This is a genomic window from Streptomyces pseudogriseolus, assembly GCA_002154585.1.
Lineage (GTDB): Bacteria > Actinomycetota > Actinomycetes > Streptomycetales > Streptomycetaceae > Streptomyces > Streptomyces pseudogriseolus.
The window spans coordinates 1-21773 of the sequence record MUNG01000402.1 but is presented as its reverse complement, the minus strand read 5'-3'; the positions used below and the strand labels follow the sequence as shown (position 1 = coordinate 21773).

Genomic DNA, 21773 nt, shown 5'->3' with positions numbered 1-21773 from the left:
GAGCGGTGGGAGAATCGCGAGAGTGATGGCAAGAACCAGTGATATCGAGAAGGCGGCCGAGGTGCTGCGCGCCGGCGGCCTGGTGGCCCGCCCGACCGAAACCGTTTACGGTCTGGGGGCCAACGCGGAGGATCCCGCCGCTGTCTCCCGAATCTTCCAGGTCAAGGGGCGCCCGCCCTCCCACCCCCTGATCGTCCACATCGGCGACGCGGCTCACCTGGACGGCTGGGTCGAGGACGTGCCCCCGGCGGCGCGCCTGCTGGCCGAACGCTTCTGGCCAGGACCGCTCACGCTGGTCCTGCGGCGCGGTCACCGCGTGCCCCTCGAAGCGACGGGTGGCCTGGAAACCGTGGCCGTTCGCGTACCCGACCATCCCGTCGCCCTCGCGCTGCTGTCGGCCTTCGGCGGCGGTGTCACGGCGCCGTCGGCCAACCGTTTCGGCTCGGTCAGCCCCACCACGGCGGACCACGTCCGTGCCGAGCTGGGTGCTGCCGTTGACTTCGTGCTGGACGGCGGCCCCTGCGAGGTCGGCGTCGAGTCGACCATCGTCGACGCCACCGGCGAGATCCCGAGCATCCTGCGGCCGGGCGGCGTGACACGCGAGGACCTCGAAGCAACGTTGGGGCGCCCGCTCGCGGTCCCGGCGACCAGCCGCATTCGGGTGCCCGGTCAGCACCCCTCCCACTACGCACCGCGCGCCCGGGTCGTCCTCGTCGAGCCCGAGAAGGTCGTCGCCGAGGCGGAGCTCGCGCAGGAGTCGGGGCACCGGGTCGGCGTCCTTCTTCCGCCCTCCCTTTCCGACGTCCCGGTGAAGGCGCACGCCATGGTGGCGGTCCCCGCCTCGATGGCCGCCTACGCGCGCGGGCTGTACGGATTCCTACGCAAACTCGACCAGCAGGGGTGTGATCTCATCGTCGCCTCCTTGCCGGTGGAGGAGGGGCTGGGACTGGCGATCGCCAACCGACTCCGCCGCGCCGCAGGGCCCCGGTCCACGGTGTGACCGGCATCAACGCCGCGCGAGAGACATGGGCGGCTGTCACCTGAGGCTCGATGCGGGAGGGACGGCGCGGGACAGGGGTTCCAGGTCTTCGTGAAGGGCGGCATGGAGTGCGGCGGCGAGTTCGCGAGCTCGTTCCTCGTCCCGCACGCCGTGCATCATGAAGTAGACGGGGCCCGTGTAGGCGCCGAAATCGACTTCGCGGGCGTCAACCAGCCGGAGGATCGCACTCCGGATGGCATCGTTGACGGCATCAGTGACCCTGCGGCCGGAGCCGGCGGTGAGGGTATCCGCCTTCACGGTCCAGTGCTGCCCCTCGGCTTCGATGGCGACGAATACAGCGTTGTGCGCCATGGCAGTGCGGTAGGCGTCGTGGAAGGCATTCGTACCGGTGGCGTCCGGGACGAGGTGAGCGGGGCAGGGGACCGGCAGTGGCTGCACCTGTGCATTCTTGCCCAGGGGTGCCGCCGGCGCACCCCGCGACGCGACGGCACGTCCCCTTGAGCGGTCAGGACGCGGAAATCCCCGCCGCTTCGAGACCGCGGGAGGCGACGAGCTCCGCGGTGCCGTCGGCCAGACGGTAGCGCAGGCCCACCACAGCGGTCCGGCCGGCGGCGACCTTGTCGGCGAGGACCCGGGAGCGGTCCAGCAACAGGTCGGCAGTGTGCCGTACGTGCTCGGCGAGGACCTCTTCCGGCTCGACCCGTCCGGCGGCCCGGGCGGCCAGCACGCTGGGAGTCACCCGCTCGACTACGTCCCGGACGTACCCGGCCGGCGTCATGCCGTCCTCCAGCGCAGCGCACGCCGCGCCGACCGCGCCGCACGAGTCGTGCCCGAGGATCACGACCAGCGGGCAGCCGAGCACCTCCACGCCGAACTCGATGCTGCCCAGCACCTCCGGACCCATGACGTGGCCGGCCGTGCGCACCACGAACAGGTCGCCCAGCCCCCGGTCGAAGATGATCTCGGCGGCCAGCCGGGAGTCGGAACACCCGAACAGCACGGCGAAGGGCTGCTGGGACGGTGCGGTCTCGGCGCGGCGGGCGGCGTCCTGGTTCGGGTGCTCGGAGGCGCCGGCGACGAAGCGCTGGTTACCGGCCAGCAGCAGCTCGAAGGCGTCGCGAGGCGTCGGTATCTGGATCTCACTCATGGCGGCAGCTTACGAGTCGGCACCAAACGTGACCGCACAGGCCCGTGGGTCATCGCCGGATCGGCCGAAACTGACGGCTCGGGCCGCGCCCCTCCCCCTCAACCTGCTCGGCGCCCCGGCCTGGCTGTGGGGCCCGCTGTTTGCCGCCACCTACGTCACAGGCGGCTGGGAGCCGGGGTGGGAGGAGCTGAAGGCCCTGAAGGACTAAACCTTGGACGTGTTTCTGCTGACGGTGGTGGCCGCTCTCGGCGCCGCGGCCATCGGGCAGGTCCTGGACGGGGCGCTGCTGATCGTGATCTTCGCGACCTCCGGCGCGCTGGAGGCGGTGGCGACCGCCCGCACGGCGGACTCCGTGCGGGGGCTGCTCGACCTCGCGCCGACGACGGCGACCCGGCTGATGCCCGGCGGCGAGGAGACCGTCGCCGCCGAGGACCTGAAGGCCGGCGACGTCATCCTGGTGCGGCCCGGCGAGCGGGTCGGCGCCGACGGCCAGGTCCTGGACGGCGCGACCGCCATCACCCTGGCCGAGCTCCACGCAGCACGCGAACACGGCCAGTCCCGCGCGGCACTTCAGGCGTCAGCAGACGGTGAACCGGTCCACCGGCGCCTGGGGTTCACGGCATGTGGCACTTTCACGGAGCACGCTCTCCACCCGCGAGACGTCACGTGACCCCGAAGTGCCCCCGCGACGGCGTCCGGGGACGTGAGACGGCGTGCGAGCCGTCCCGCGGTGCACGACCCCGCGCCGCCCGGGTGCGTACCGCCGGGTGCCAGGAGCTTCTCACCGACGAGGACGTCGAGTACATCAGTGCGCAGCTTCCGACGTATGCAGCGCACAGTTCGCAGCGCACAGTTGGGCTATGTGAGACACGGTCAGCTCCAGGGCCCCGGGGCCGGGAAGGCCATGGCGTGCGGCGTCTGATCGCCGACGGCCGGGCCGACCGTGGCCCGGTGCGGTCTTCGGCACCCGCAAGCGGAGCGCGGGAGGCCGGCCCGCACGGCGCCGGGGGCGGGGCCGGCGCTCACGGAGGCCCCTGGGGCGGGGCGCTGCGTGAGTCAGGTCCCCGTCGGTGCCGCGCACGGGGTCGTCGGCCATTACGCCAGGTGGACCTCGACCCCGGACTCCCTCAGCGCCTGGAGGGTCTGGGGCCCGTTCGGATGGGTCTGCGCGTCCTCCGCCGCGGCATCGGTGACGAAGGCACCCGCCGCGCTCAGCGGAGCCACCCGGCTGAACGCTCGCACCCCGAGTTTGGTGGCGTCGGCCACCGCCACGGTGCGTGCCGCCTGCACGAGACCGACCTGCTTGACCGCCGCGTCGTCGAGGGAGAACTCCGTCCAGCCGCGCTCGGCGTGGACCCCGCCGATCGACATGACGAAGCAGTCGAAGCTCAGGGACTCCAAGGTGCGCAGCGCCAGCGGGCCCACCAGCGAGCGTTCACCCGGACGCGACCGCCCTCCCACCACAAGAAGGTCGATGCCCGGCCTGTCCGCCAGGACTTCGGCTGCCTGCAGGCTCAGTACGGCCACCGTGAGCGGAGCGCGCTCCACCAGGTGCTCGGCGACGTGAACCGTGGTGGTGCCCGCGTCCAGCAGCACCCTTGTCCCCGGCTCGATCATCGCGGCGACCACCTCCCCCAGCCGGTCCTTGGTCGCGGCCTGCCAATCGCGCCGGGCGAGGAAGCCTCCACCCTCGTCCCGCGCACGCACGGGAACGGCACCACCGTGTACCCGTCGCAGCAGGCCCTGGCTCTCCAGCGCGTTCAGGTCCCGGCGAACGGTCATCTCCGAGACGCCGAGGCGTTCGGCCAGTTCCGACACGGACAGCTTGCCCGCGTTCTGGACGAGCCTCAGGGTCAAGTCAAGACGGTCTCCGGCGCTCATGCACTACTTCTAACACCACTCTGTTCGTTTGAACAAATAGGGGGTCCGTCAAGGGGTCCGTCGAGTCGCGGTCGGACGCCGCACACATGAGGTGCCTGCCTCGCCCGTGGCCGAGACCTCGCGTTCGGCCGGCGGATCACGGCCGTCCCCCACTGCGAGAACCAGCGTTCGGTCGGATGAGCAGGAGACCGCGGGGTATCCGGGACGCGATGACGCTGTCCCGAACCCCGTTTCGAGGAGGTCTGCGCTGTGCTCTCGCTCAAGCGCTTACTCGACCACAGTCTGACCGCACAGGCGGTCCTGGTGTTCCTTCTGGGACTGGGCATCACGGCCCTGTTCCGCAGAGACGAGCACCCAGCTGTCTGGGCACTCCACAGCGCTCTCTACACCGGGATCGCCATGGCGGTACTGGCCGTACAGCGCCGCCGGGTCGCCCGAGCCGTGGGCACCGACGCGGGCGGACTCGCGGATCTGAACCGAAAGATCCGTCACCATGAGGTGCCGCAGGAGCCCAAGGAGCAGGCGGCCGCGCGACGGCTGGTGGCCGAGCAGCTCGAGCAGATGGAAAGGGCCCGCAAGTGGCTGCCGTGGTGGCTCGGCGCCATGGGCATCGTCGCGATCGGCTTGGTCGTACTCGGTGCCGTCAGCGGGTCCCTCGTCCTCCCCCTTGTCTTCGCGGCCGGCATGGTCGCACTGTGCTTCTGGGTTCGGTGGATGCGCCGCCGCTCCCTGGAGCGCCTCCACTGGATGCGCCAGGCCTTGCAGCAGAAGTGAGCAGCCGAAGGGGCGGCGACAGTGGGGCGGGCCGGGAACCGGCGACCTCGCCACCCGAAGGCAACTGAACCCGGTGGTGCCCAGGTTCAGCGTGTAGATCCCGGCGTACAGGGTGCCGGCAAGCTCGGCGCCGCCGAGGAACCAGCGCGTCCGCCTGAGGCCCATTGGATTCGCCCTCGGGACGGTTCCTCGCGGCACCGGCCCTCTGCTGCGATCCCGCCGGGCTGACCGGCCGAACTCTGCCGCGGCCACGCCGGTGTCGAGAGCACCGGCGGACGAAGCGCGGCTGATCCCGTAATCGCGGCGGGGTATCCGACCGTCCGGCACGGTACCGTGCGGCTGGCCATCTGCTGGAGGCGCAGGCGGCCCGGCCCGCCGCGAGCACACCGGCACGGCTCCGCGCCCGCGGTGGACGGCAGGCAACTGGGCGACCGGTCATCCGCTTCGACGAGGTGGGGATCCGGGGCGGTGCCGGGCGGAGTCCAGCTCCCTCAGCCGGGTCACCAGCAGTCGGGCTTCCTCAGGATCCGTGCGGATCCCGAAGACGTCGTCGAGCAGCTCGGGCACCTCGTGCGGTCCGACGGTCCGCGTCACCCGGTCCCGGCCCGGGCGTTCCGTCGTCCAGACCAGCGCGTCGAGCGTGTCGTACCGGTCGGTGCCCCGCCGCTGGACGTACGGGCGGGTGACGAACGGGGAGCGGTCATGCGTGGCCACGAAGTGGTTGCCGACCGCGTAGTCGACGGGGTACTGCGGGGTTTCGGTGAAAACCTGCCGCACCACCCAGCCGTCCGGCCCTTCCGTCTCGCCCCCGCGCTGGTGCACCGCCCAGCCCGGTGAGCCGTGAGTGATCTCCTGCCAGCGCAGCAGGTGCGGCCACGGGTCCGCTTCGCTGCGGCCACCGTCGACCAGCTCGATGGGCTCCAGAGGACTGTGGCCGAAGCCGACGTCGCTCAGCCAACGTGCGCCGTCCAGGTCCACGATCAGCATCGCGTGCGTCGCCGGGCGGGGGTGGGCGGAGTCCGCGCCCAGTTGTACCCGGCCGGAAACGGCGGTGAAGCGGAACCCGAGCTTCTCCAGCGCGGCGGCGAAGAGCACAACGTGCTCGTAGCAGTATCCGCCCCGGCCCCGGCGCACCAGCTTGTCCTGGACCGAGGGCACGTCGAGCCGCACCTCGCGGTACAGGAAGCTGTCGAGGGTGTCCCAGCGGACGGTCAGCACATGCGCGCGCAGCAGGGCGCGCAGCGTCTCGAGAGTGGGCGTCCGGTCGCCCTCGTACCCGAGGCGGGTCAGGTAGGCGTCGAGGTCGAGGTGTTCGCTGCTCCACATGATCGTCACAACTTCATGGCCCCTGGCAGCTATTCCCTCTCCCGGGCATCTGGCGACCGGACTGCGCTGCACTCTGCCGATGGGAAGCGGCGCCTCCGAAAGGCACTTCCCCAAGCATCCGAACACGCACAGCCGTCGTCAGCCTCACCGCTTCGCTCACCAGTACCTCCTGGCTGCACGGCCTCACGCCGACGCCATGCACCGGGCCGCACCGGCAACGGCCTCGATCAACGGCTCCGTACGGTTGCTTCTCAGCCAGGCGAGGCCGGCCGTGGAGGGAGGCAGGTCCGTGACCGCGACGTAGCTGACGCCCGGGCGTGGGAAGAGGTCGCGGGCGGCGGCCGGCAGGAAGCACATACCCTCGCCCCGAGTGACGAGATGGAGCAGCCCCTCCACGTCCGAGGCGACCGGTCCGTAGCGGACCGGTGTGCCGTCGGGCCGGGGGTCCACCGCCCAGAAGTCCCACCACACCCGCGGCACCCGGGGTGGTACGTCGATCACCGGACGGTCCGCCAGCTGCGCGAGGGTGATCCGTGCCCGGTACGCGAGCGGATCGCTCGCCGGCAGACAGGCCAACCGGTCCTCCGTGGCTTTTTCCTCTACCGGTGCGCCCAGTACTCCCTGTCGTACTGGAACGGCGTGGGCCAGGCCGTGAACAACCAGGTCGGGGCCGCCGCCTTTTTCTACGGCCAGAACGGACAGGTGCTGGACGTCGCCCTGCCGGAGAACAGGCCCTTCACGTACGACTGGACGCCGGTGTGGTCCATCCGCAACTGCTGAGGGACGCACGCCGGCCAGGACGGCGAACCTCGGCACCGGGTGCGTCGGATGCGGCGCGACCGCACTGCATTCCGGGGGCCGGCCGCCGGCACGGTCCGGCCCCGTCGCCGTCCTCAGGGACGCGGCCGTCCTAGCTCAGCTCGACGCACGGCCCCTGCCCCGTGCACGGGGCAGGGGCCGGCCGCTCTTCGGCGCCCGCTCGGCGACGTCGCGCGGGAAACCGTGGGAATCGGACAAAGGAGCCAAGGGTGGTGGCCACCCACTTGGCCCGTCAGGTCTTTGTCGCCCTGTCAGACTCCAGAAGGGGACGCCCGGTGGGGCGTGGATGAGGCGCCTGGTGAGACGGGGTGGGTGTGACCGAGCGCGGTACGGCCGAGCGCGCCGTTCCGGATGGGACGGGGCCGGCCGCGAGAGGCAACGGCATCCCGTGCGCACGCGCGGCGACGGGGGACGGGCCGGGTGGGCAACGGTACGGAGACGGCCCCGACGGGCAGCGGCAAGGCGACCGGGCGGCGCGTGCGGTGCCACGGCACGTGGCCTGTGTGATGGACGGCAACGGCCGCTGGGCGCAGCGGCGTTCGCTTCCCCGCACAGCGGGGCACCAGGCCGCTGAGACCACTGTCATCGACATCATCGAAGCGGCCCGTGCGGCCGGCGTGGAGTGGCTCAGTCTGTATGCCTTCTCCACCGAGAACTGGAACCGTCCCGGCGCGGAGGTCGACTTCCTGATGGGTCTGGTCCGCCGGGTCGTGCGCAAGCACGCGCCGTTGCTGCTGGCCCGGGGCATCCGCTGCCGTTTCCTGGGGGTCGGCGACTCGCGTATCCCCCGGGAGCTGGCCCGGGATTTCGAGGATCTGGCAACGCTGACCGCCGACAACCGGGGGATGACGCTGACCGTGGCGTTCGACCACGGCGGGCGCCGGGACATCGTGGAGGCCGCCAGGTCGCTGATCCGCAGTGGGACACCCGCGGACGAGGTCACCGAGCGGCTTTTCGCGGACCACCTGCCGTTCCCCGACACCCCCGACGTCGACCTGGTCATCCGTACCTCCGGCGAGCAGCGCATCTCCAACTTCATGCTCTGGCAGGTCGCCTACGCCGAGTGGGTGTTCCCCGAGGTGTTGTGGCCGGACTTCCGGGCTCCCGATTTTCTCGCTTGCCTGCACACCTACCGGCGTCGCGATCGCCGTTTCGGCGGCGTGCCGCCCCGCACGATGGGAGAGACCTCATGACCACCACGGGAACGGCCGACGACAGGCCCTTGTTCGGCCCGGAATCACGCTTCAGTGGCTTCTTCGACGACCCGCGCTGGGCGCTGGCGATAATCCGTGCCACCGTGCTGGAGGCCGCGCACCCGCAGATCGGGGCCGCCCTCGTCGACAACTCCACGTTCGTCGCCCACCCGTGGCGCCGGCTGCGCAACACCTTCCTGAGTATGCGGCGCATGTTCGGTGCCGACCCGGCGGTTCGGGAGCGGGAGGCCGCCCGGCTCAACAGGCTGCACGCCCGCATGAGCGGCTCCGATTCCCGCGGCCGTGCCTATGACGCGATGGACCGGGCGACCCGGGCCTGGGTGGTCGCCACTCTTTTCGAGAGCGCCGTCACCATGTGCCGGCTCAGCGGTCAGCCGCTCGACCAGGACACCATGGAGCGGATGTACGCCGAGTACCGGTCGTTCCTCGCCGCCCTCGACGGCGACGCCTCGGAACTTCCCGAGGAACTGGACGACTTCTGGCGGTACTTCGACCGGGTGGTCGAGGACGAACTGGAGAACACCGAGGCAGCCCGCGTCATCCTCTACCGGCTCTTCGACCACCTGCCCGCCCCGGCGTTGCTGGAGGGGGCGCCGACGCTGTGGGCGGCGGGCCGGGCCGTCGTCGGTCCGCTTCTGGGTGCGATCACCGTCGCCTCGCTCCCCGAGTCGTACCGGCGCCGGGCGGGTCTGCCGGAGATGCCCGGTGCCTCCACGCTCATGCAGGGCGCCTACTGCGCCGCCGGACTCGCCCGTTTCCTGCCGGAGGGCTGGATCAACGCCGAGAGCATCATCGAGGCCCTCTCCCTCTCGCCCGGCAGTGACGATCCTCGGGCACGGACCGTGGCCGCCCTGGCCGCCCGCATGAAGCGGGCATCGGCTCTGCTGCGTCTCCTCACACCGCTGAGCGGCGTCCCCCAGCCGGATCCGGCTCCCTCTGGGGGCACGGGAGAGAGCCGGCGTTCGGCGGAGGAGTTCTTCCGCAAGGTGCTGGACCAGACCGGCGACGGCCATCTCGACTGGCCCGACCTCGCTGCCATGGCCCGTGAACTGTCCACCCGCCTCGATCTGGACGAACCCGAGGAGACCCGGCTGTACGACGCCTTCGCCGCCTGGTGGCGTGAACTGCAGGCGGCCCTCGACACGGACGGTGACGGCCGTGTCAGCGCCGAGGAGTACGCCGCCGCCGTCCCCTCCCTCGCCGGGCCCGCGCTCATCCGTGTCGCCGAGGTCCTCTTCGACGTCACCGACAAGGACGGCAACGGAACCATCGACGCCGTCGAGTACCGGGCCCTTTTCCGTACCGCCTTCCACCGTGACCTCACCACCACCGGCGGCACGTACAGCCGGAGCGCTTTCGTGGGCGACTTCCTCTCCTTCATGTCGGGCCGCCGTACCAACACCGCGTACGACCCTCTTCTCACCGACGCCTAGAGCAGATCTCGCCTCATAGGGCATCGTCCGGACCCGGCGCCGTCGACGGGAAAGCGCCGGGTCCAGGGCTGCCGAGGAGAGAAGAGGTCATCGATCATGGCCGCGGCGAGAAGAAGAGCCATCGGCCATCGCCGACGCTGCGGCCCGCCGCCCACAGCGTCGGCGCCCCCTCCAGCAGCGCCGGGGCGGGCCGTCGACGCCGCGCACATCGACCGAGCAGAGGCCGAGCTGCGCTTGTGGGGTCAGGAGCTGCGGCGACGTGGCGTGACCTGGGTCAGTCTGCGTGGAACCGCTTCTCCGGCGAAGAATGACAGGCGGAGCCTGGCGTTCCGGCCATCCCGCCCTCTCTACATGGCCTGCCGCGTCGGGGCGTGGCCGTCTCGCGGGTCCCGTTGGAGGGCGGGCAGGGTGAGCCGCCACCAGTCGGAGAGGCGGACGGTGAGCGCGTGGGAGCCTTCCAGCGCCTCCGTGAGGGTGCAGAACCCGTAGAAGGCGCGGACCAGGGTGCGGGCAGTGGCAGCCGGGCGGACACCGGTGGCCAGGCATCCCCCGGCTCGGGCCTGGGCGAGCAGGCGTGTGACCGCGGTCGTCCAGAGGACGAAGGGGTCGGGGAGGTCCGCGTTGATGGTGTGGCGCTCGGCCCACAGGCGGGCACCCGCGCGGGTCAGGGAGTCCTCCGCGAGGGCGCGGGCGATGTCGTAGCTCAGAGCGACGAGGCGTTCCAGGGGTGGCACGCTCGGGTCGTCGTACCGGGGGACAAGGCTCGGCCAGGTCGCGAAGCCTTCCCGGACGACCGCCTGGGCGATGCCTTCCTTGCTGGCGTAGTGGAAGTAGACGGATCCGCTGGTGCGTCCCGACCGGGCGCTTATGTCGTTGACGCTCGTGCTGGCGTAACCCTGCTGGGCGAAGAGGCAGGCTGCTGCCTCCAGGAGTGATCTGCGGGTTGCTCTGGCCCGTTCCTGCAAGATCGTGCGCACCTCGTTCGGCTCCGTAGTGAACGGCCCACAATGTAGTGCGCCCGCGTACGCCCGGAGCAATGAACCGTCAGCCATACGCTCGATTGCGGCATTTTTTTCGAATCTGAACACCCAAGAGTGGAAATTGGCTTCAGGATGCCGCTCCTGGTTCGCCGGCTTCCCCCTTCACCGCACGCGGGGGGCGTGGCTCCTCGTCGCGTACAGATCCCGCAACTCGCCTTGCTGACACCGTGGATGACCCTGCACCAGAGGCGGGGAGACGGCGGGCCGGCGACCGCCTACACCCAGATCACCTGCGAGGCGAGTACTCGAATCGGTGATTGCGCCGCTTTTCGGAGGCTAAATATCGTAGCCGTTGCAATGTTTTCTCTTTGCGACTGATGCCCCGAAATGCGAATCGCCCTTGCCGGTGAATCCCGAAGGGCACGGCACCGGCGGATAGGTGATCCGCCATCAGGGGTCCGCCGCCTCACCCCGCAGTCCCGCGACTCGCGCTCCCGTTCCCGCCCTCTCCCCCAGGAGGCCTCATGACGCCGCCACTCCGAACCCTGTCGAACTGGTCGCCCGAGGTCGTCGTCTTCGACTGCGACGGCACGCTGATGGACACAGAACGTCATTGGCAGGACGCGCGCAACCGCGCCTTCCGTGAGTTCGGCCTCCGGCCTCCTCCGGGCTTCGCCGATCGCGCCAAAGGTGTGCACTACGTCGACTGCGGCCACCTGATGGCGGAGGAGACGAACAAGCCCGAGCTGGCCGCGGACCTGACCACGGCGCTCCTCGCACACTTCATGTCGCTGGTGGCGGAGGACCCACTGACCATGCCGGGTGCCGGTGAAATGGTGCGCTTCCTGTCCGGGCGGCTGCCGCTTGCCGTGGCCAGCAACTGCCCGCTGGAAGTGGTGGAGGAGAGCCTCGGCCGGGCAGGCCTGCGCCGTCACTTCCGCCACGTCGTCGTGCCCACGGGGCCGCCGGACGACAGCGGGACCGCACTCGGGAAGGGCGGCGAACGCCTGTCGGCGGTGCGGCCCAAGCCGTGGCCGGATGTGTACACCACCGCGGCACGTCTGTGCGGGGTCCGCCCGGAGAACGCGCTGGCCGTCGAGGACTCCCTCACGGGTGTCGAGTCGGCGTGGCGTGCCGGAATGCGGGTCCTCGGCGTGGGCCCGCTCCCTGACGAGGCGAGCACCGGGCATGCCGACGCCTGGGTGGCGGCCCTGGACGATCCGGAAGTGCTGCGCTGGGTGCGTGACTGGCGGCGCCCCCCGTCACCGGGCGGCGACAAGAATCACGAGCGTCACGGTCCGCACTGACCGGCCGAGCCTGAGGCTGTTGCCGGCCGGGCCTGAGGCTGCCGGAGCTGAGGGCGCCGCCCTCGTCGGCGACTGATGTCCGACAGCCTCGCCGGAGAGGCGAGTGCGTCGCCGCACAGGCCCGGGCCCGGCCGGTTTCGCGCTCGGCGGGCGGTGCCGGTGCCCTGGCCGCAGACCGTGCCCGAGCGCCCGAGGGGCGCCCGCGCCCCCTCTCGGGGTCCACGGGGCGCGTCCCGGGGGTCCGGTGCGGCCGAAAGGGGAGCAGGGGGCGGGGCCCGGCATGCCCTGGACGGCGCTGTCGTACGGCCGCCGGGACACCTCGGCCGGCGCGCCGCGGGAATCATCGCGGACGCGCCGTTCCGGGAACGGCCGGAAATCAGGACGGAGGATGTCGGGTTAAGACGTGATCATGGTGTGGAAGGGCCCGTGTCGAGGACGACGCGGGTCGGATACGCACGAACAGATGAGGGACCTTCATGGAACGCACGCCCGACACGCCGGCTCCGGACCTCCGGGGGAAGATCGCGCTGGTCGCGGGTGCCACGCGGGGCGCCGGACGAGCCATCGCCGTCCAACTGGGCGCGGCGGGGGCGACGGTCTACGTCACCGGCCGTACGACTCGGGAACGCCGCTCGGAGTACAACCGGGCCGAGACGATCGAGGAGACCGCGGAGCTGGTCACGGAGGCGGGCGGAACCGGGATCGCGGTGCCGACCGACCACCTGGTGCCCGAGCAGGTCCGCGCGCTCGCCGACCGGGTGGACACCGAGCAGGGGCGGCTCGACTTACTGGTCAACGACGTCTGGGGCGGTGAGCGGCTGTTCGAGTTCGACAAGAAGGTGTGGGAGCACGATCTCGACGCCGGGTTGCGGCTGATGCGGCTCGGCATGGACACCCATGCCATCTCCAGTCACTTCCTGCTGCCCCTGCTGGTGCGTCGGCCCGGCGGGCTCGTGGTGGAGATGACCGACGGTACGGCCGCGTACAACGGCAGCCACTACCGCAACTCGTACTTCTACGACCTGGTGAAGAACAGCGTGCTGCGCATGGGGTACGTGCTGGCCCACGAGCTGGAGTCGTACGGCGGGACGGCGGTGACGCTCACTCCGGGCTGGATGCGTTCGGAGATGATGCTCGAGACGCTCGGCGTGACCGAGGAGAACTGGCGTGACGCGCTGACCGAGGTGCCGCACTTCTGCATCTCGGAGAGCCCCGCGTACGTGGGGCGCGCGGTCGCGGCGCTGGCGGGTGACGCCGATGTCGCGCGCTGGAACGGCCAGTCGGTCTCCAGCGGGCAGCTCGCTCAGGAGTACGGCTTCACCGATCTCGACGGCTCGCGCCCCGACTGCTGGCGTTATCTGGTGGAGGTGCAGGAGGCGGGGAAGCCTGCCGACCCGTCCGGGTACCGGTGACCGTACCTGTCCCGGGTGGGCGCTGACCGCGGTCGGTCGCCTGTCCGTTCGGCCTGGGGCTCGTGGACCGGGTGCCCGGCATCCCTTGTGACGGAGGGGTGCCGGGCAGCCGGCGGGCGCGACGGACGGGTTCAGGACGTGGGCGCCGGGTCCAGCGTCGCGGCGACCACCAGGTAGCCGATGCCCGGGCTGGCCGCCGCGCGGCGCATGAGGCCGATGTACTGGTCGACCGGTTCCGGCCCGTCGATCCGGGCCAGTTCGTCGCGCCGGGCCTCGACGGCGTCGGCCATGATCATCCCGGTCCGCACGACCTTGTCGCTGATGTCGCGGACGTCGATGTCGACGAACCCGTTCTCGGTGAGCAGGCCCCGGTACTCGTCGGCGGTGGCGTATTCGCTCACGTGGTAGGAGGCGCTGAACTCGTCGAGGACGGCGCGGGCCTCGGCGTCCAGCGGCGGGCGCTGGACGGTGTCGGCGATCACCAGTCGTCCGCCGGGGCGCAGCACCCTGGCCGTCTCGGCCAGTGCGCGGCCCCGGTCCGGCACGTGGAGCAGGGATTCCACGGCCCAGGCACCGTCGAAGGAGTTGTCGTCGAACGGCAGCTCCTGCACGTCAGCGTTGCGGAAGGTCGTCAGGTCCGACCGGCCCGCCTCGGCGGCGCGCTGCGTGGCCTGCTCGACCTCGACGTCGCTGATCGCGATGCCGGTGACGCGCGCCTTCCTGGCCTCGACGAGCTGGAGAGCGGGTTTGCCGACACCGCAGCCGATGTCGAGGACGCCGGCGCCGGGCGCGGGGTCGAGCAGACCGATCAGCAGGTCCGTGAGGCGGGCCGTGGCGGCCTCGACGGTGCTGTCGTCGGCGTCGTCCTCCCAGTAGCCGTAGTGCAGGTTTTCACCCCAGGCGATATTGAGAACCTGGCCGAGGCCCTCGTAGAAACTCGCGACATTGCCGACGCCGGATATTTCGGCGGCCATATCTGTCTCCCTGTCGTCTCTGCTGTGGCTCGGCCCCGGGCTCTCGGTCGGTAGGATTGCCGTCGCGGCCGTTGTGGTTCCGCGGAAGTACGGGACGGGCGGCTTCCGCGGATATTCGTCGGGTTTCCGTGACGCGCGAACGGGCGGCCGGACCGACGCGTTCCGCGTGAACTCGCGGCCGGAAAGGCGCGCCGCATTGTCCGGCGGCGGATATCGGGAAAGGTGCCCGATCTCTTCCGGCGTACGGTTTGTGCTCGGCCAGCGGGACGTGGCCGAGGGAGGTGCGGTGTGCCCGACGGGCAGCCGCGTGTGCCGTCCGGCGGGCACACCGCACCGGTGCGGGATCAGGCGGGCCGGATCGACAGCGCGTGGTGGAACACGTCACGCGGGTCGTAGGCGGCCTTGACCCGCTGGAGCCGCGCGTAGTTCGCTCCGTAGTACAGGCCGTGCCACGGGGTGCCGGAGGTGTTCCACTCCGGGTCGGCGAGGTCGACGTCCGGGTAGTTGATGTACGCACCGGAGTTGGCGGCGTCGGGCACCGGGACACCGCCGGTGGTGCGGTAGACGTCGCGGTAGAGCTTGCGCACCCACGCGACGTAGGCCGCGTCCTGGGCCTCGTCGCGCCACACGCCGGGCGTGAAGTAGACGCGCAGGATCGAGTCCCGGTGGACGTAGGCGGTCGCGTCGGAACGTACCGAGTTGATCCTGCCGCCGAGGGCGGCCAGGTTCACCTGTGCGCCGGGATCGTTGTGGTCGTCGGTCAGGTAGGCGTAGATCGTGTCCAGCTGCTCGTCGGTGTAGCTCTTCTTGAGGTCCGCCGTCTTGTCCTTCTGGCGTCCGGGGGGTCCCCAGTACCAGTTGTCGCGGTCGAGCCACGGCAGTTCGTACCGCGAGTCGGCGACGGGAGTGACGCCGGCTCCGGCGGCGGTCGCCTCGAAGAGCGCGTCGAGCAGGGCCTCGCCGCCCGGAACGTCCTTGGAGACGCCGGCCATCAGGCCGATCACGCCGGCGGCCTGGTGGGAGGCGGAGAACGAGGCCCACACCTGGACCTCCTTCGCCCCCGGGGCGCTGTTGAGCTCGTACCACCGGGAGAAGTTGCCCACGAGCCTCCTGAACGCCTGCGGCGACAGGTCGTTCCACGACCACTGGACGTTGCGGACGTGCTGGTCCGAGCCGCGGGGCAACAGCTTGGACGGGTCGCTGGAGTTCACTCCGGGCGTGCGCATCCAGTATCGCGTGACGATGCCGAAGTTGCCGCCGCCGCCGCCCGTGTGCGCCCACCACAGGTCGCGGTTGGGGTCGTCCTGGCGGCGGGTCGCCACGATGGTGCGGGGCTGCCCGTCGGCGCCGACCACGACCACCTCGACGGCGTCGAGGTGGTCGACGGCTATGCCGTGAATGCGGGAGTAGAAGTTGTAGCCGCCGCCGAGTATGTGCCCGCCGAGGCCCACTTCCGAACAGCCGGCCGAGGGTATCGTCACGCCCCAGCCCTTGAAGAGCGTGTTCTGCGTGGGTGCCACGATCGCGCCGGGGCCCACGGCGAAGGCTCCTCGGCGTTCGTCGTAGTAGACGTCCTGCATCTGCGAGAGGTCGATGAGGTGCTTGACGCCGGAGTACGTCGTGAAGTTCTCGAGGCAGTGGCCGCCGGAACGGACGGCGACCTCCTGGCCGGCCGCGACGGCACGGCCGAGCGCCTCGGCGACCTGGTCCGAGGAGGTCGCGATGGTGACCTGATCCGGCCGGTTGCTGAAGCGGGTGTTGTGCGCGCGGATGAAGCTGTCGTACCGGGAGTCCCCGGGCTGCACGGTGACGGTGTTGAACGCCGGGGCACACTTTCCCGCGCTCTTCACGGTGTTCTTACCGGCCGCGGCCGCGGTGCCGCCGCCTGCTAAGAAGTCCGCCGAGACCAGGCCGGCCCCGACGAGTCCGGCGCGTGTGAGTAATCCCCGGCGGTTCAGTTCAGACATTGACGTACTCCTTGCTACGTACGGGAGATGGGCACAACTCGAACGTGTCCCTTCGCCGACTGGCCCGACATCGGCAGATCGGAAGCCTACGTCATTCAGAGGGGTGTCGAAACGTGTCCGCCCGATGAAGGTGCAATTTTCAAGGAGGTTTATGGATGACCGGTGTTCGCCAAGTCCCCTTTCACAAACGGAATGCGTGGATCTGTTGCAACCAGGGGCATTGGCGCGGCACGGAGTGCCGATTGGCTGGTATAGCGCCGGTAAATACGCCGTGTTGGGGGATGAATGGGGACGCTGTGGGCGAGGGCCCGGCGGCGCGCGGTTCCTCTTCAGGAACTCGTGCGCGACGGCACCTCGGCGCCGCCGGGACCGGTCAACTCGTCGGCGCCCTCAGGGGCGTGGCCGTCGCCCCCCGGAGTCGGGCGCAGCACCGCGATGGTGACCACGATCAGCAGGGTCACCACCGTGCAGATGACGCTGACGTGGAAAAGGCTGTCGGTGAACGCCTCGCGGGCCGCGGTGAGGACCGTCGTGCCGAGCTCGTCCGGCAGCCGCCCGGCCTCGTCCACGGCCGAACCGATGGTGTCCTGGGCGCGGGAGGCCACGCCGGCGGGCAGGGTGTGCGCGACCTCGGCGCGGTACACCGCGGTCCCGATGCTGCCGAGGATGGCGACGCCCATGCCCAGGCCGAGTTCCTGGCAGGTCTCGGAGATCGCGGAGACCGCGCCTGCCTTCTCGGGCGGCGCGGACTCGATCATCATGTCGGTGCCGAGCGCGATGGTGGGCGCCACACCGAAGTTGAGCATTCCCACCGCGATCATCACCGGGACGAGACCGCCCTCGGTCTCGACCTGGGTCAGTACGGCGAAACCGATGACGGCCATGGTGAGGCCGGCCGTCATCACGTACGCGGACCGCATCCAGCGCAGTGCCACCGGGGCCAGCAGGGCGCCCATCACCCCGCCGACACTGCCGGGCAGGGACGCCAGTCCCGTCTCCAGGGGCGACAGCCCCGCCACCATCTGAAGGTACTGCGCGACGAAGAACTGCGAACCCGACATCACGAAGAGCGCGACGCCCATGGTGACGAGGGAGACGGTGAAGGTGCGCTCACGGAACAGGGCGGGGTCCAGCAGGGGGTGGGTGAGGCGCCGCTGGCGCAGGGCGAACACCACGGCCAGTGCGAGTCCGGCGAGGAGCAGCGTCACCGGCAGGACGCCGAAGCCCTCGCCGGCGAGCACCTTGAGCCCGTACACCGTCGTCAGCAAGGGCGCCACCAGCAGCAGCACGCTCGCGGGGTCGATCCTGCCGGGGTTCGGGTCCCGGTACTCGGGGAGCAGCACCGGTCCCAGGATCAGCAGCAGCACCATCGCGGGCACGCTCAGCAGGAAGACCGAGCCCCACCAGAAGTGTTCCAGCATCGCTCCGCCGACGAGGGGGCCGAGCGCTCCTCCCACCAGGAAGCAGGCGATCCACACGCTGAAGGCGACGGAGCGCTGGCGTGCGTCCAGGAACATGTTGCGGATCAGGGACATCGAGGAGGGCATCAGGGTCGCTCCCGCGATGCCCAGCAGCGCCCGGCTGACGATCAGCATCTCCGCGCTGGTCGAGAACGCCGTGAGTACGGAGGCCAGGCCGAAGCCCGCCGCCCCGGTCACCAGCAGCCGGCGCCGGCCGAACCGGTCGCCGAGCGTGCCCGCGATGATGAGCAGGCCGGCGATGAGGAAGCTGTAGATGTCGACGATCCACAGCAGTTGCAGGCCGCTGGGGTCGATGCTCCCGCTGAGGTGCGGGACCGCCAGGTGCAGCACCGTGGTGTCGAGGCTGATGAGCAGCGCCGGCAGGGCGAGGACGCCCAGGGCGGTCCATTCGCGTTTCCCGGCACGGGCGGGCGGGGCGGCGGTCGGGTCGTGAGTCATGTGGGAGTGCCTATCCAGCGACGGAAGGGTGAGGGACCCATCTGAGCGGCCCGGGCCCGCCCCGGCGGCGGTTTTCGGCCTCGACGGGACGGCGCGGCGCGGTACACCGGGCCGAGGTCCGGGCGGGGCGGTGTGCGGGGGCGGTCAGGTGGTGCGGGGCCGGTCAGGTGGTGCGTCGCCGGGCCGTGACGACGCCCATGCCGCTGGGCAGCACCCGCGTCTCCTCCGCCTCCAGTCCGGCGGCGGTGAGCAGGGCGGTGAACTCCGCGCCGGTGCGTTCCTGGCCGCCGGCCGCTCCGAAGAGGGAGAGCATGTAGAGGTCCATGAGGGCGGGGAGTCGGTGGCGTCCGCCCTGGTCGTCGGCGGCGGCGTCGGTGAGCAGGTCGATCACCATGAGGCGACCGTGCGCGGGCATGGCGGCGGCGCAGGTGCGCAGGATGGAGACAGCGCTGTCGTCGCCCCAGTCGTGCAGGATGTGGCTGAGGATGTAGAGGTCGGCGCCGGGTGTGACGCTGTCGAAGAAGTCACCGACGACGGCGGTGCAGCGGTCGGTGAGACCCCCTTCCACGATGCGCTTCTCGGCGAGCTGCACCGTGCCGGGCAGGTCGATGACGCTGCCGGTGCTGCCCGGGGTGCGATGCAGCAGTTCGCACATCAGGTGGCCGTTGCCGCCGCCGACGTCCACGATCGTCGGGTACCGGTCGAAGGAGACCGCGTCGAAGATCTCGTCCAGTTCGAGGCGCAGTCCGGCCTCCTGGGACCGGTCGAAGACCTCGCGCCGCTCCGGCCGCCGCTCCAGGTGCTCGAAGAGGGTGCAGTCGTGGAGCAGGGTGAACGCCGAGTCGCCGGTCCGGACGGAGTACCCGAACTCCTGCCAGGTGCGGCCGACTTCACCCGCGAGCAGCAGGGCGCTGGGGCGTGCCGTGCCGGGGGTGTCGGGCAGCAGGGTGGCGCCGAGGCGGGTCAGCGTGAAGGTGCCGTCGGGCGCTTCGGTGAATACGTCGAAGGGGACGAGGGCGCGGAGCAGCCGGCGCAGGGCGAGGGGGTGGGCGTCCACGTCGCCGGCGAGTTCCTCGGCCGAGCGGGGGCCGCCGGCCAGTGCCTCCGGCAGACCGAGCTCCACCGCTGTGCACACCGCCTTGGAGACGAGCTGGCCGTAGAGCAGCATGCGCATCCGCGCGGCGTCATCCCGGAGTTGTGGGTGGAGCATGCGGTCCCCTTCTCGTGCGTCTGCTGAGCGTCTTCCTGCGCGTCTGGTCGTGCGTCCGCCGGTGCGTCGCGTCGCGCGGGAGTGGTGGGCCGGTGTGGTGGGCCGGTGGGATGGGCAGGTGTGGTGGGCCCGTGGCGGTCGGTGGTGCTCGCCGGGCGGGGATGCCGCCGGGCCGCCGTGGCGGCCGGCCCGGTGGCATCCGCGTGCGTGGCCCCGGCGGGGCCTACTTGGTGGCGACGATGACGCCGTGCGGGGTCCAGCCCGGGAAGGGGATGCGCTTGACAGTGCTGAACCCGGCGTCGCGCAGGCACCGCTCGTGCGTCGCCCAGGAGTAGATCATGCCGCCCTCGGCGGGCAGCGCGGCGAAGTAGACGCTGTCGAGGGCGGCAACGACGGGGCCGTCCCCCTCGTCGTTGGACATGGAGTTGAAGATGACCAGTTGGCCGCCTTCGGGCAGGACCTCGTAGGCGCGGCGGAGCAGTTCGGTGTTCTCCTCCGGCGTCCAGATGACCAGCTGGTGGGCGAACATCACCACGTCGCAGCCGGTGGGCAGCGGGTCGGCGAACATGTCGCCGGTGATGACGGAGACCTGGTCGCCGACGCCGGCCTGGGCGATCTTCTTCTCGGCGATGCTGCCGGACGCCGGGATCTCGAAGACGGTGACCTTGAGGTCGGGGTTGGCCTGGGCGAGGGCGATGGCGTTGACGGCGTCGCCGCCGCCGCAGTCCAGCAGGTGCCGTCGGCCGGAGAGGTCGAGCTCCTGGACCAGGTGCTTGTTGGCCAGTTCGGACCAGGAGCGCATGTAGCGGTAGAAGACCTGCTCCATGTGCGGGTTCTCGGCGAGGCGGTGGTAGAGGTCACGGCCGGAGCCGCGGACCCGGCGCAGGCCGACGTTGCGGTTCTCGCGGAGCGAGTCGGTGAAGTCGAGCTGGCCTTCGTACACGATGTACTGCTCGAAGGCGACGGTGTCGACGAAGCGCTGCCAGTCGCCTTCGTCCATGAGGCCCTTGATGACCTCGGCCAGTCGGTACCGTCCGTCCTGCTTGACGAGGATGCCGAGCGAGGTGCAGCCGAGGAGGAGGATGTCGACGGCGCGGTCCTGGAGGGAGAGCGCGTCGCGGATCTCGTCCCGGGTGAGCTCCTGCTTCTCGGCCACCAGGTCCGGGAGGCCCAGTTCGCAGGCCGCGTTCAGGTACTGGAAGGCCGCATGCCCGAAGAGGATCCGGGACAGGCCGTCCATGTCGAGCTCGACGGGCCCGCCGTGCTGGGTGGATGCGGTCTGGGTCATGAGTGCCCTGCCTCTCGGATGTGAGTGAGTTCCCACCGGTGGCCGGCGGGTGGACCGGTGGCCCGGTGTGACGTGGGGAGGGGATGCTCGGAAGGTGCTCGCGGTCGCCCGTGCGGAGCGGCCGCGGAGCGCGACGTGCCGGCTGCCCAACGGCTATGCGCGGGCGGTCAGTTGTGGTGGTCGGGGTGCGGGACTGCGGGCAGGGTGCCCATCCGCAGCCGGCGGAACTGCTCGATGACGCCGACCGCGGGCCGGTGGGACCTGCTGGTCGCGAGGAGACTCGGTGACTGGTTGCCGACGAAGTTCCCGCACACGCCCTTGTGCGACTCGTACGTGGCGTCAAGTGCGGTCCGGAAGTCGCCCAGGGCGTCGGGGCGGCGCTCCGCCAGCCAGGACCAGGCCTTGCCCGACGCGGTCAGCGCGGCCACCAGTGCCTCGTGGTCCCGCCAGCGCAGCCCGCTCATCTGCGGGGGCGCGACGGGCGGCATGAGGGTGGGCCTGATCTCCGTCCGGTACTGGTCGGGGTTGGCGTCTCCGGCGAACTGGAGGGCGGCGCGGCAGGCCCGCATGACCCGGGAGGCCACTTCGGCCGCCGTGGCGGCGGTCTCCTCGTCGCCGGCCTCGGCCGCCGCCGTGAGACTGTTCACGGCGACGGTGCCGCCCTGGGCGAGCACCATGAAGACATGGTGACCGCGCACCCACCGCCGGAGCCCGTCGAGGGGTTCGGGCTCCCCCGACGGTGCGCAGCCCGGCACCGGCAGCGACGCCGGCAGCCGGGTGGGGTCGGCCGGCCACCGCACCAGGGTGTCGAAACCGGCCACCAGATCGGACCACGCGGTTTCGTCCAGGCCGGTGCCCCGTTCCTCGGCGATCTCCAGGATGCCGAGGTGGGCGTTGAGGGCCGCCGCGACGAACAGGGTGAGCGGGTCGCCGTGGTGCCGTTCTATGCCGAACGCCAGGTCGTTGTGGCGGTTCGGCCGGGACTCCCGCGGATCGTCCACGACGAGGGTGCTGGGCACCGGGCCGAGATCCGCGCGAGCGGCTCGTACGGCGGCGAGCATGTCGGCGAGACCGGTCCGGTGCGCCGGGTCGGCCACCGTGCCGGCCAGGCCCGCGAGGGCG

General features: G+C 71.0%; 20 protein-coding genes. 8 read left to right on the top strand and 12 right to left on the bottom strand.

What is annotated here, in order from left to right:
• Window positions 1-25: 25 nt before the first annotated feature.
• Window positions 26-1000 (top strand): L-threonylcarbamoyladenylate synthase, encoded by a 975-nt coding sequence (locus CCN29_RS29175; RefSeq protein WP_086685552.1) that lies wholly within the window; start codon window positions 26-28, stop codon window positions 998-1000.
• A 36-nt stretch (window positions 1001-1036) separates the two neighbouring features.
• On the opposite strand, the gene CCN29_RS29170 is transcribed toward CCN29_RS29175, so the two are convergent.
• Window positions 1037-1351, bottom strand: coding sequence for a hypothetical protein (locus tag CCN29_RS29170; RefSeq protein WP_228678889.1), 315 nt, complete (start codon window positions 1349-1351; stop codon window positions 1037-1039).
• A gap of 154 nt (window positions 1352-1505) precedes the next feature.
• Entirely contained in the window at window positions 1506-2147 is a 642-nt protein-coding gene (locus CCN29_RS29165; RefSeq protein WP_006129842.1) for a carbonic anhydrase, read from the bottom strand.
• 217 nt (window positions 2148-2364) lie between these two features.
• On the opposite strand from CCN29_RS29165, the gene CCN29_RS36840 reads away from it, so the two are divergent.
• Complete coding sequence (locus CCN29_RS36840; protein ID WP_503167727.1) at window positions 2365-2817, top strand: P-type ATPase actuator domain-containing protein; 453 nt, start codon at window positions 2365-2367, stop codon at window positions 2815-2817.
• 425 nt (window positions 2818-3242) lie between these two features.
• Here CCN29_RS36840 and CCN29_RS29155 read toward each other — a convergent pair whose 3' ends face one another.
• Complete coding sequence (locus CCN29_RS29155) at window positions 3243-4004, bottom strand: DeoR/GlpR family DNA-binding transcription regulator (protein ID WP_442538545.1); 762 nt, start codon at window positions 4002-4004, stop codon at window positions 3243-3245.
• A gap of 273 nt (window positions 4005-4277) precedes the next feature.
• Between CCN29_RS29155 and CCN29_RS29150 the strand changes: the two genes are divergently transcribed.
• The gene (locus CCN29_RS29150) at window positions 4278-4802 is read left to right on the top strand and encodes a hypothetical protein (RefSeq protein WP_006129840.1); all 525 of its coding nucleotides are present in this window, start codon (window positions 4278-4280) and stop codon (window positions 4800-4802) included.
• Between the two features lie 435 nt (window positions 4803-5237).
• Here CCN29_RS29150 and CCN29_RS29145 read toward each other — a convergent pair whose 3' ends face one another.
• Window positions 5238-6128 carry an arylamine N-acetyltransferase family protein gene (locus CCN29_RS29145; RefSeq protein WP_086685554.1) on the bottom strand — a complete coding sequence of 297 codons (891 nt, stop codon included), beginning with the start codon at window positions 6126-6128 and terminating at the stop codon, window positions 5238-5240.
• Window positions 6129-6311: 183 nt separating this feature from the next.
• On the bottom strand, window positions 6312-6704 hold the full coding sequence (locus CCN29_RS29140; RefSeq protein ID WP_308429738.1) for a LysR substrate-binding domain-containing protein: 393 nt from the start codon (window positions 6702-6704) through the stop codon (window positions 6312-6314).
• 63 nt (window positions 6705-6767) lie between these two features.
• Between CCN29_RS29140 and CCN29_RS36360 the strand changes: the two genes are divergently transcribed.
• From CCN29_RS36360 to CCN29_RS29130, 3 genes are all read left to right on the top strand, one after another.
• Window positions 6768-6908, top strand: coding sequence for a hypothetical protein (locus tag CCN29_RS36360; RefSeq protein WP_167334601.1), 141 nt, complete (start codon window positions 6768-6770; stop codon window positions 6906-6908).
• Between the two features lie 521 nt (window positions 6909-7429).
• Window positions 7430-8140 (top strand): polyprenyl diphosphate synthase, encoded by a 711-nt coding sequence (uppS, locus tag CCN29_RS29135; protein WP_267283558.1) that lies wholly within the window; start codon window positions 7430-7432, stop codon window positions 8138-8140.
• Window positions 8137-9594 (top strand): oxygenase MpaB family protein, encoded by a 1458-nt coding sequence (locus CCN29_RS29130; RefSeq protein WP_031024400.1) that lies wholly within the window; start codon window positions 8137-8139, stop codon window positions 9592-9594. The genes uppS and CCN29_RS29130 overlap by 4 nt, the downstream gene beginning before the upstream one ends.
• Window positions 9595-9941: 347 nt before the next feature.
• Here CCN29_RS29130 and CCN29_RS29120 read toward each other — a convergent pair whose 3' ends face one another.
• Window positions 9942-10571 carry a ScbR family autoregulator-binding transcription factor gene (locus tag CCN29_RS29120; RefSeq protein WP_086685547.1) on the bottom strand — a complete coding sequence of 210 codons (630 nt, stop codon included), beginning with the start codon at window positions 10569-10571 and terminating at the stop codon, window positions 9942-9944.
• 527 nt (window positions 10572-11098) lie between these two features.
• Between CCN29_RS29120 and CCN29_RS29115 the strand changes: the two genes are divergently transcribed.
• The gene (locus CCN29_RS29115; RefSeq protein ID WP_031067194.1) at window positions 11099-11881 is read left to right on the top strand and encodes an HAD family hydrolase; all 783 of its coding nucleotides are present in this window, start codon (window positions 11099-11101) and stop codon (window positions 11879-11881) included.
• A 476-nt stretch (window positions 11882-12357) separates the two neighbouring features.
• Window positions 12358-13293, top strand: coding sequence for an SDR family oxidoreductase (locus tag CCN29_RS29110; protein WP_006129833.1), 936 nt, complete (start codon window positions 12358-12360; stop codon window positions 13291-13293).
• A 131-nt stretch (window positions 13294-13424) separates the two neighbouring features.
• Here the strand turns inward: CCN29_RS29110 and CCN29_RS29105 are convergent, their stop codons facing one another.
• From CCN29_RS29105 to CCN29_RS29080, 6 genes are all read right to left on the bottom strand, one after another.
• Entirely contained in the window at window positions 13425-14267 is an 843-nt protein-coding gene (locus CCN29_RS29105; RefSeq protein WP_006129832.1) for a methyltransferase domain-containing protein, read from the bottom strand.
• 344 nt (window positions 14268-14611) lie between these two features.
• Window positions 14612-16234, bottom strand: a complete 1623-nt coding sequence (locus CCN29_RS29100; protein ID WP_006129831.1) for an FAD-binding oxidoreductase — start codon at window positions 16232-16234, stop codon at window positions 14612-14614.
• A 329-nt stretch (window positions 16235-16563) separates the two neighbouring features.
• The gene (locus CCN29_RS29095; protein WP_006129830.1) at window positions 16564-18153 is read right to left on the bottom strand and encodes an MFS transporter; all 1590 of its coding nucleotides are present in this window, start codon (window positions 18151-18153) and stop codon (window positions 16564-16566) included.
• 163 nt (window positions 18154-18316) lie between these two features.
• A complete protein-coding gene (locus CCN29_RS29090) occupies window positions 18317-19363 on the bottom strand; it encodes a methyltransferase (protein ID WP_039985967.1) in 1047 nt (348 codons plus the stop codon).
• 223 nt (window positions 19364-19586) lie between these two features.
• On the bottom strand, window positions 19587-20651 hold the full coding sequence (locus tag CCN29_RS29085) for a methyltransferase (protein WP_006129828.1): 1065 nt from the start codon (window positions 20649-20651) through the stop codon (window positions 19587-19589).
• Between the two features lie 167 nt (window positions 20652-20818).
• On the bottom strand, window positions 20819-21773 hold a 955-nt coding region (locus CCN29_RS29080; RefSeq protein WP_086685545.1), incomplete at its 5' end, for a 3-methyl-L-tyrosine peroxygenase-related protein.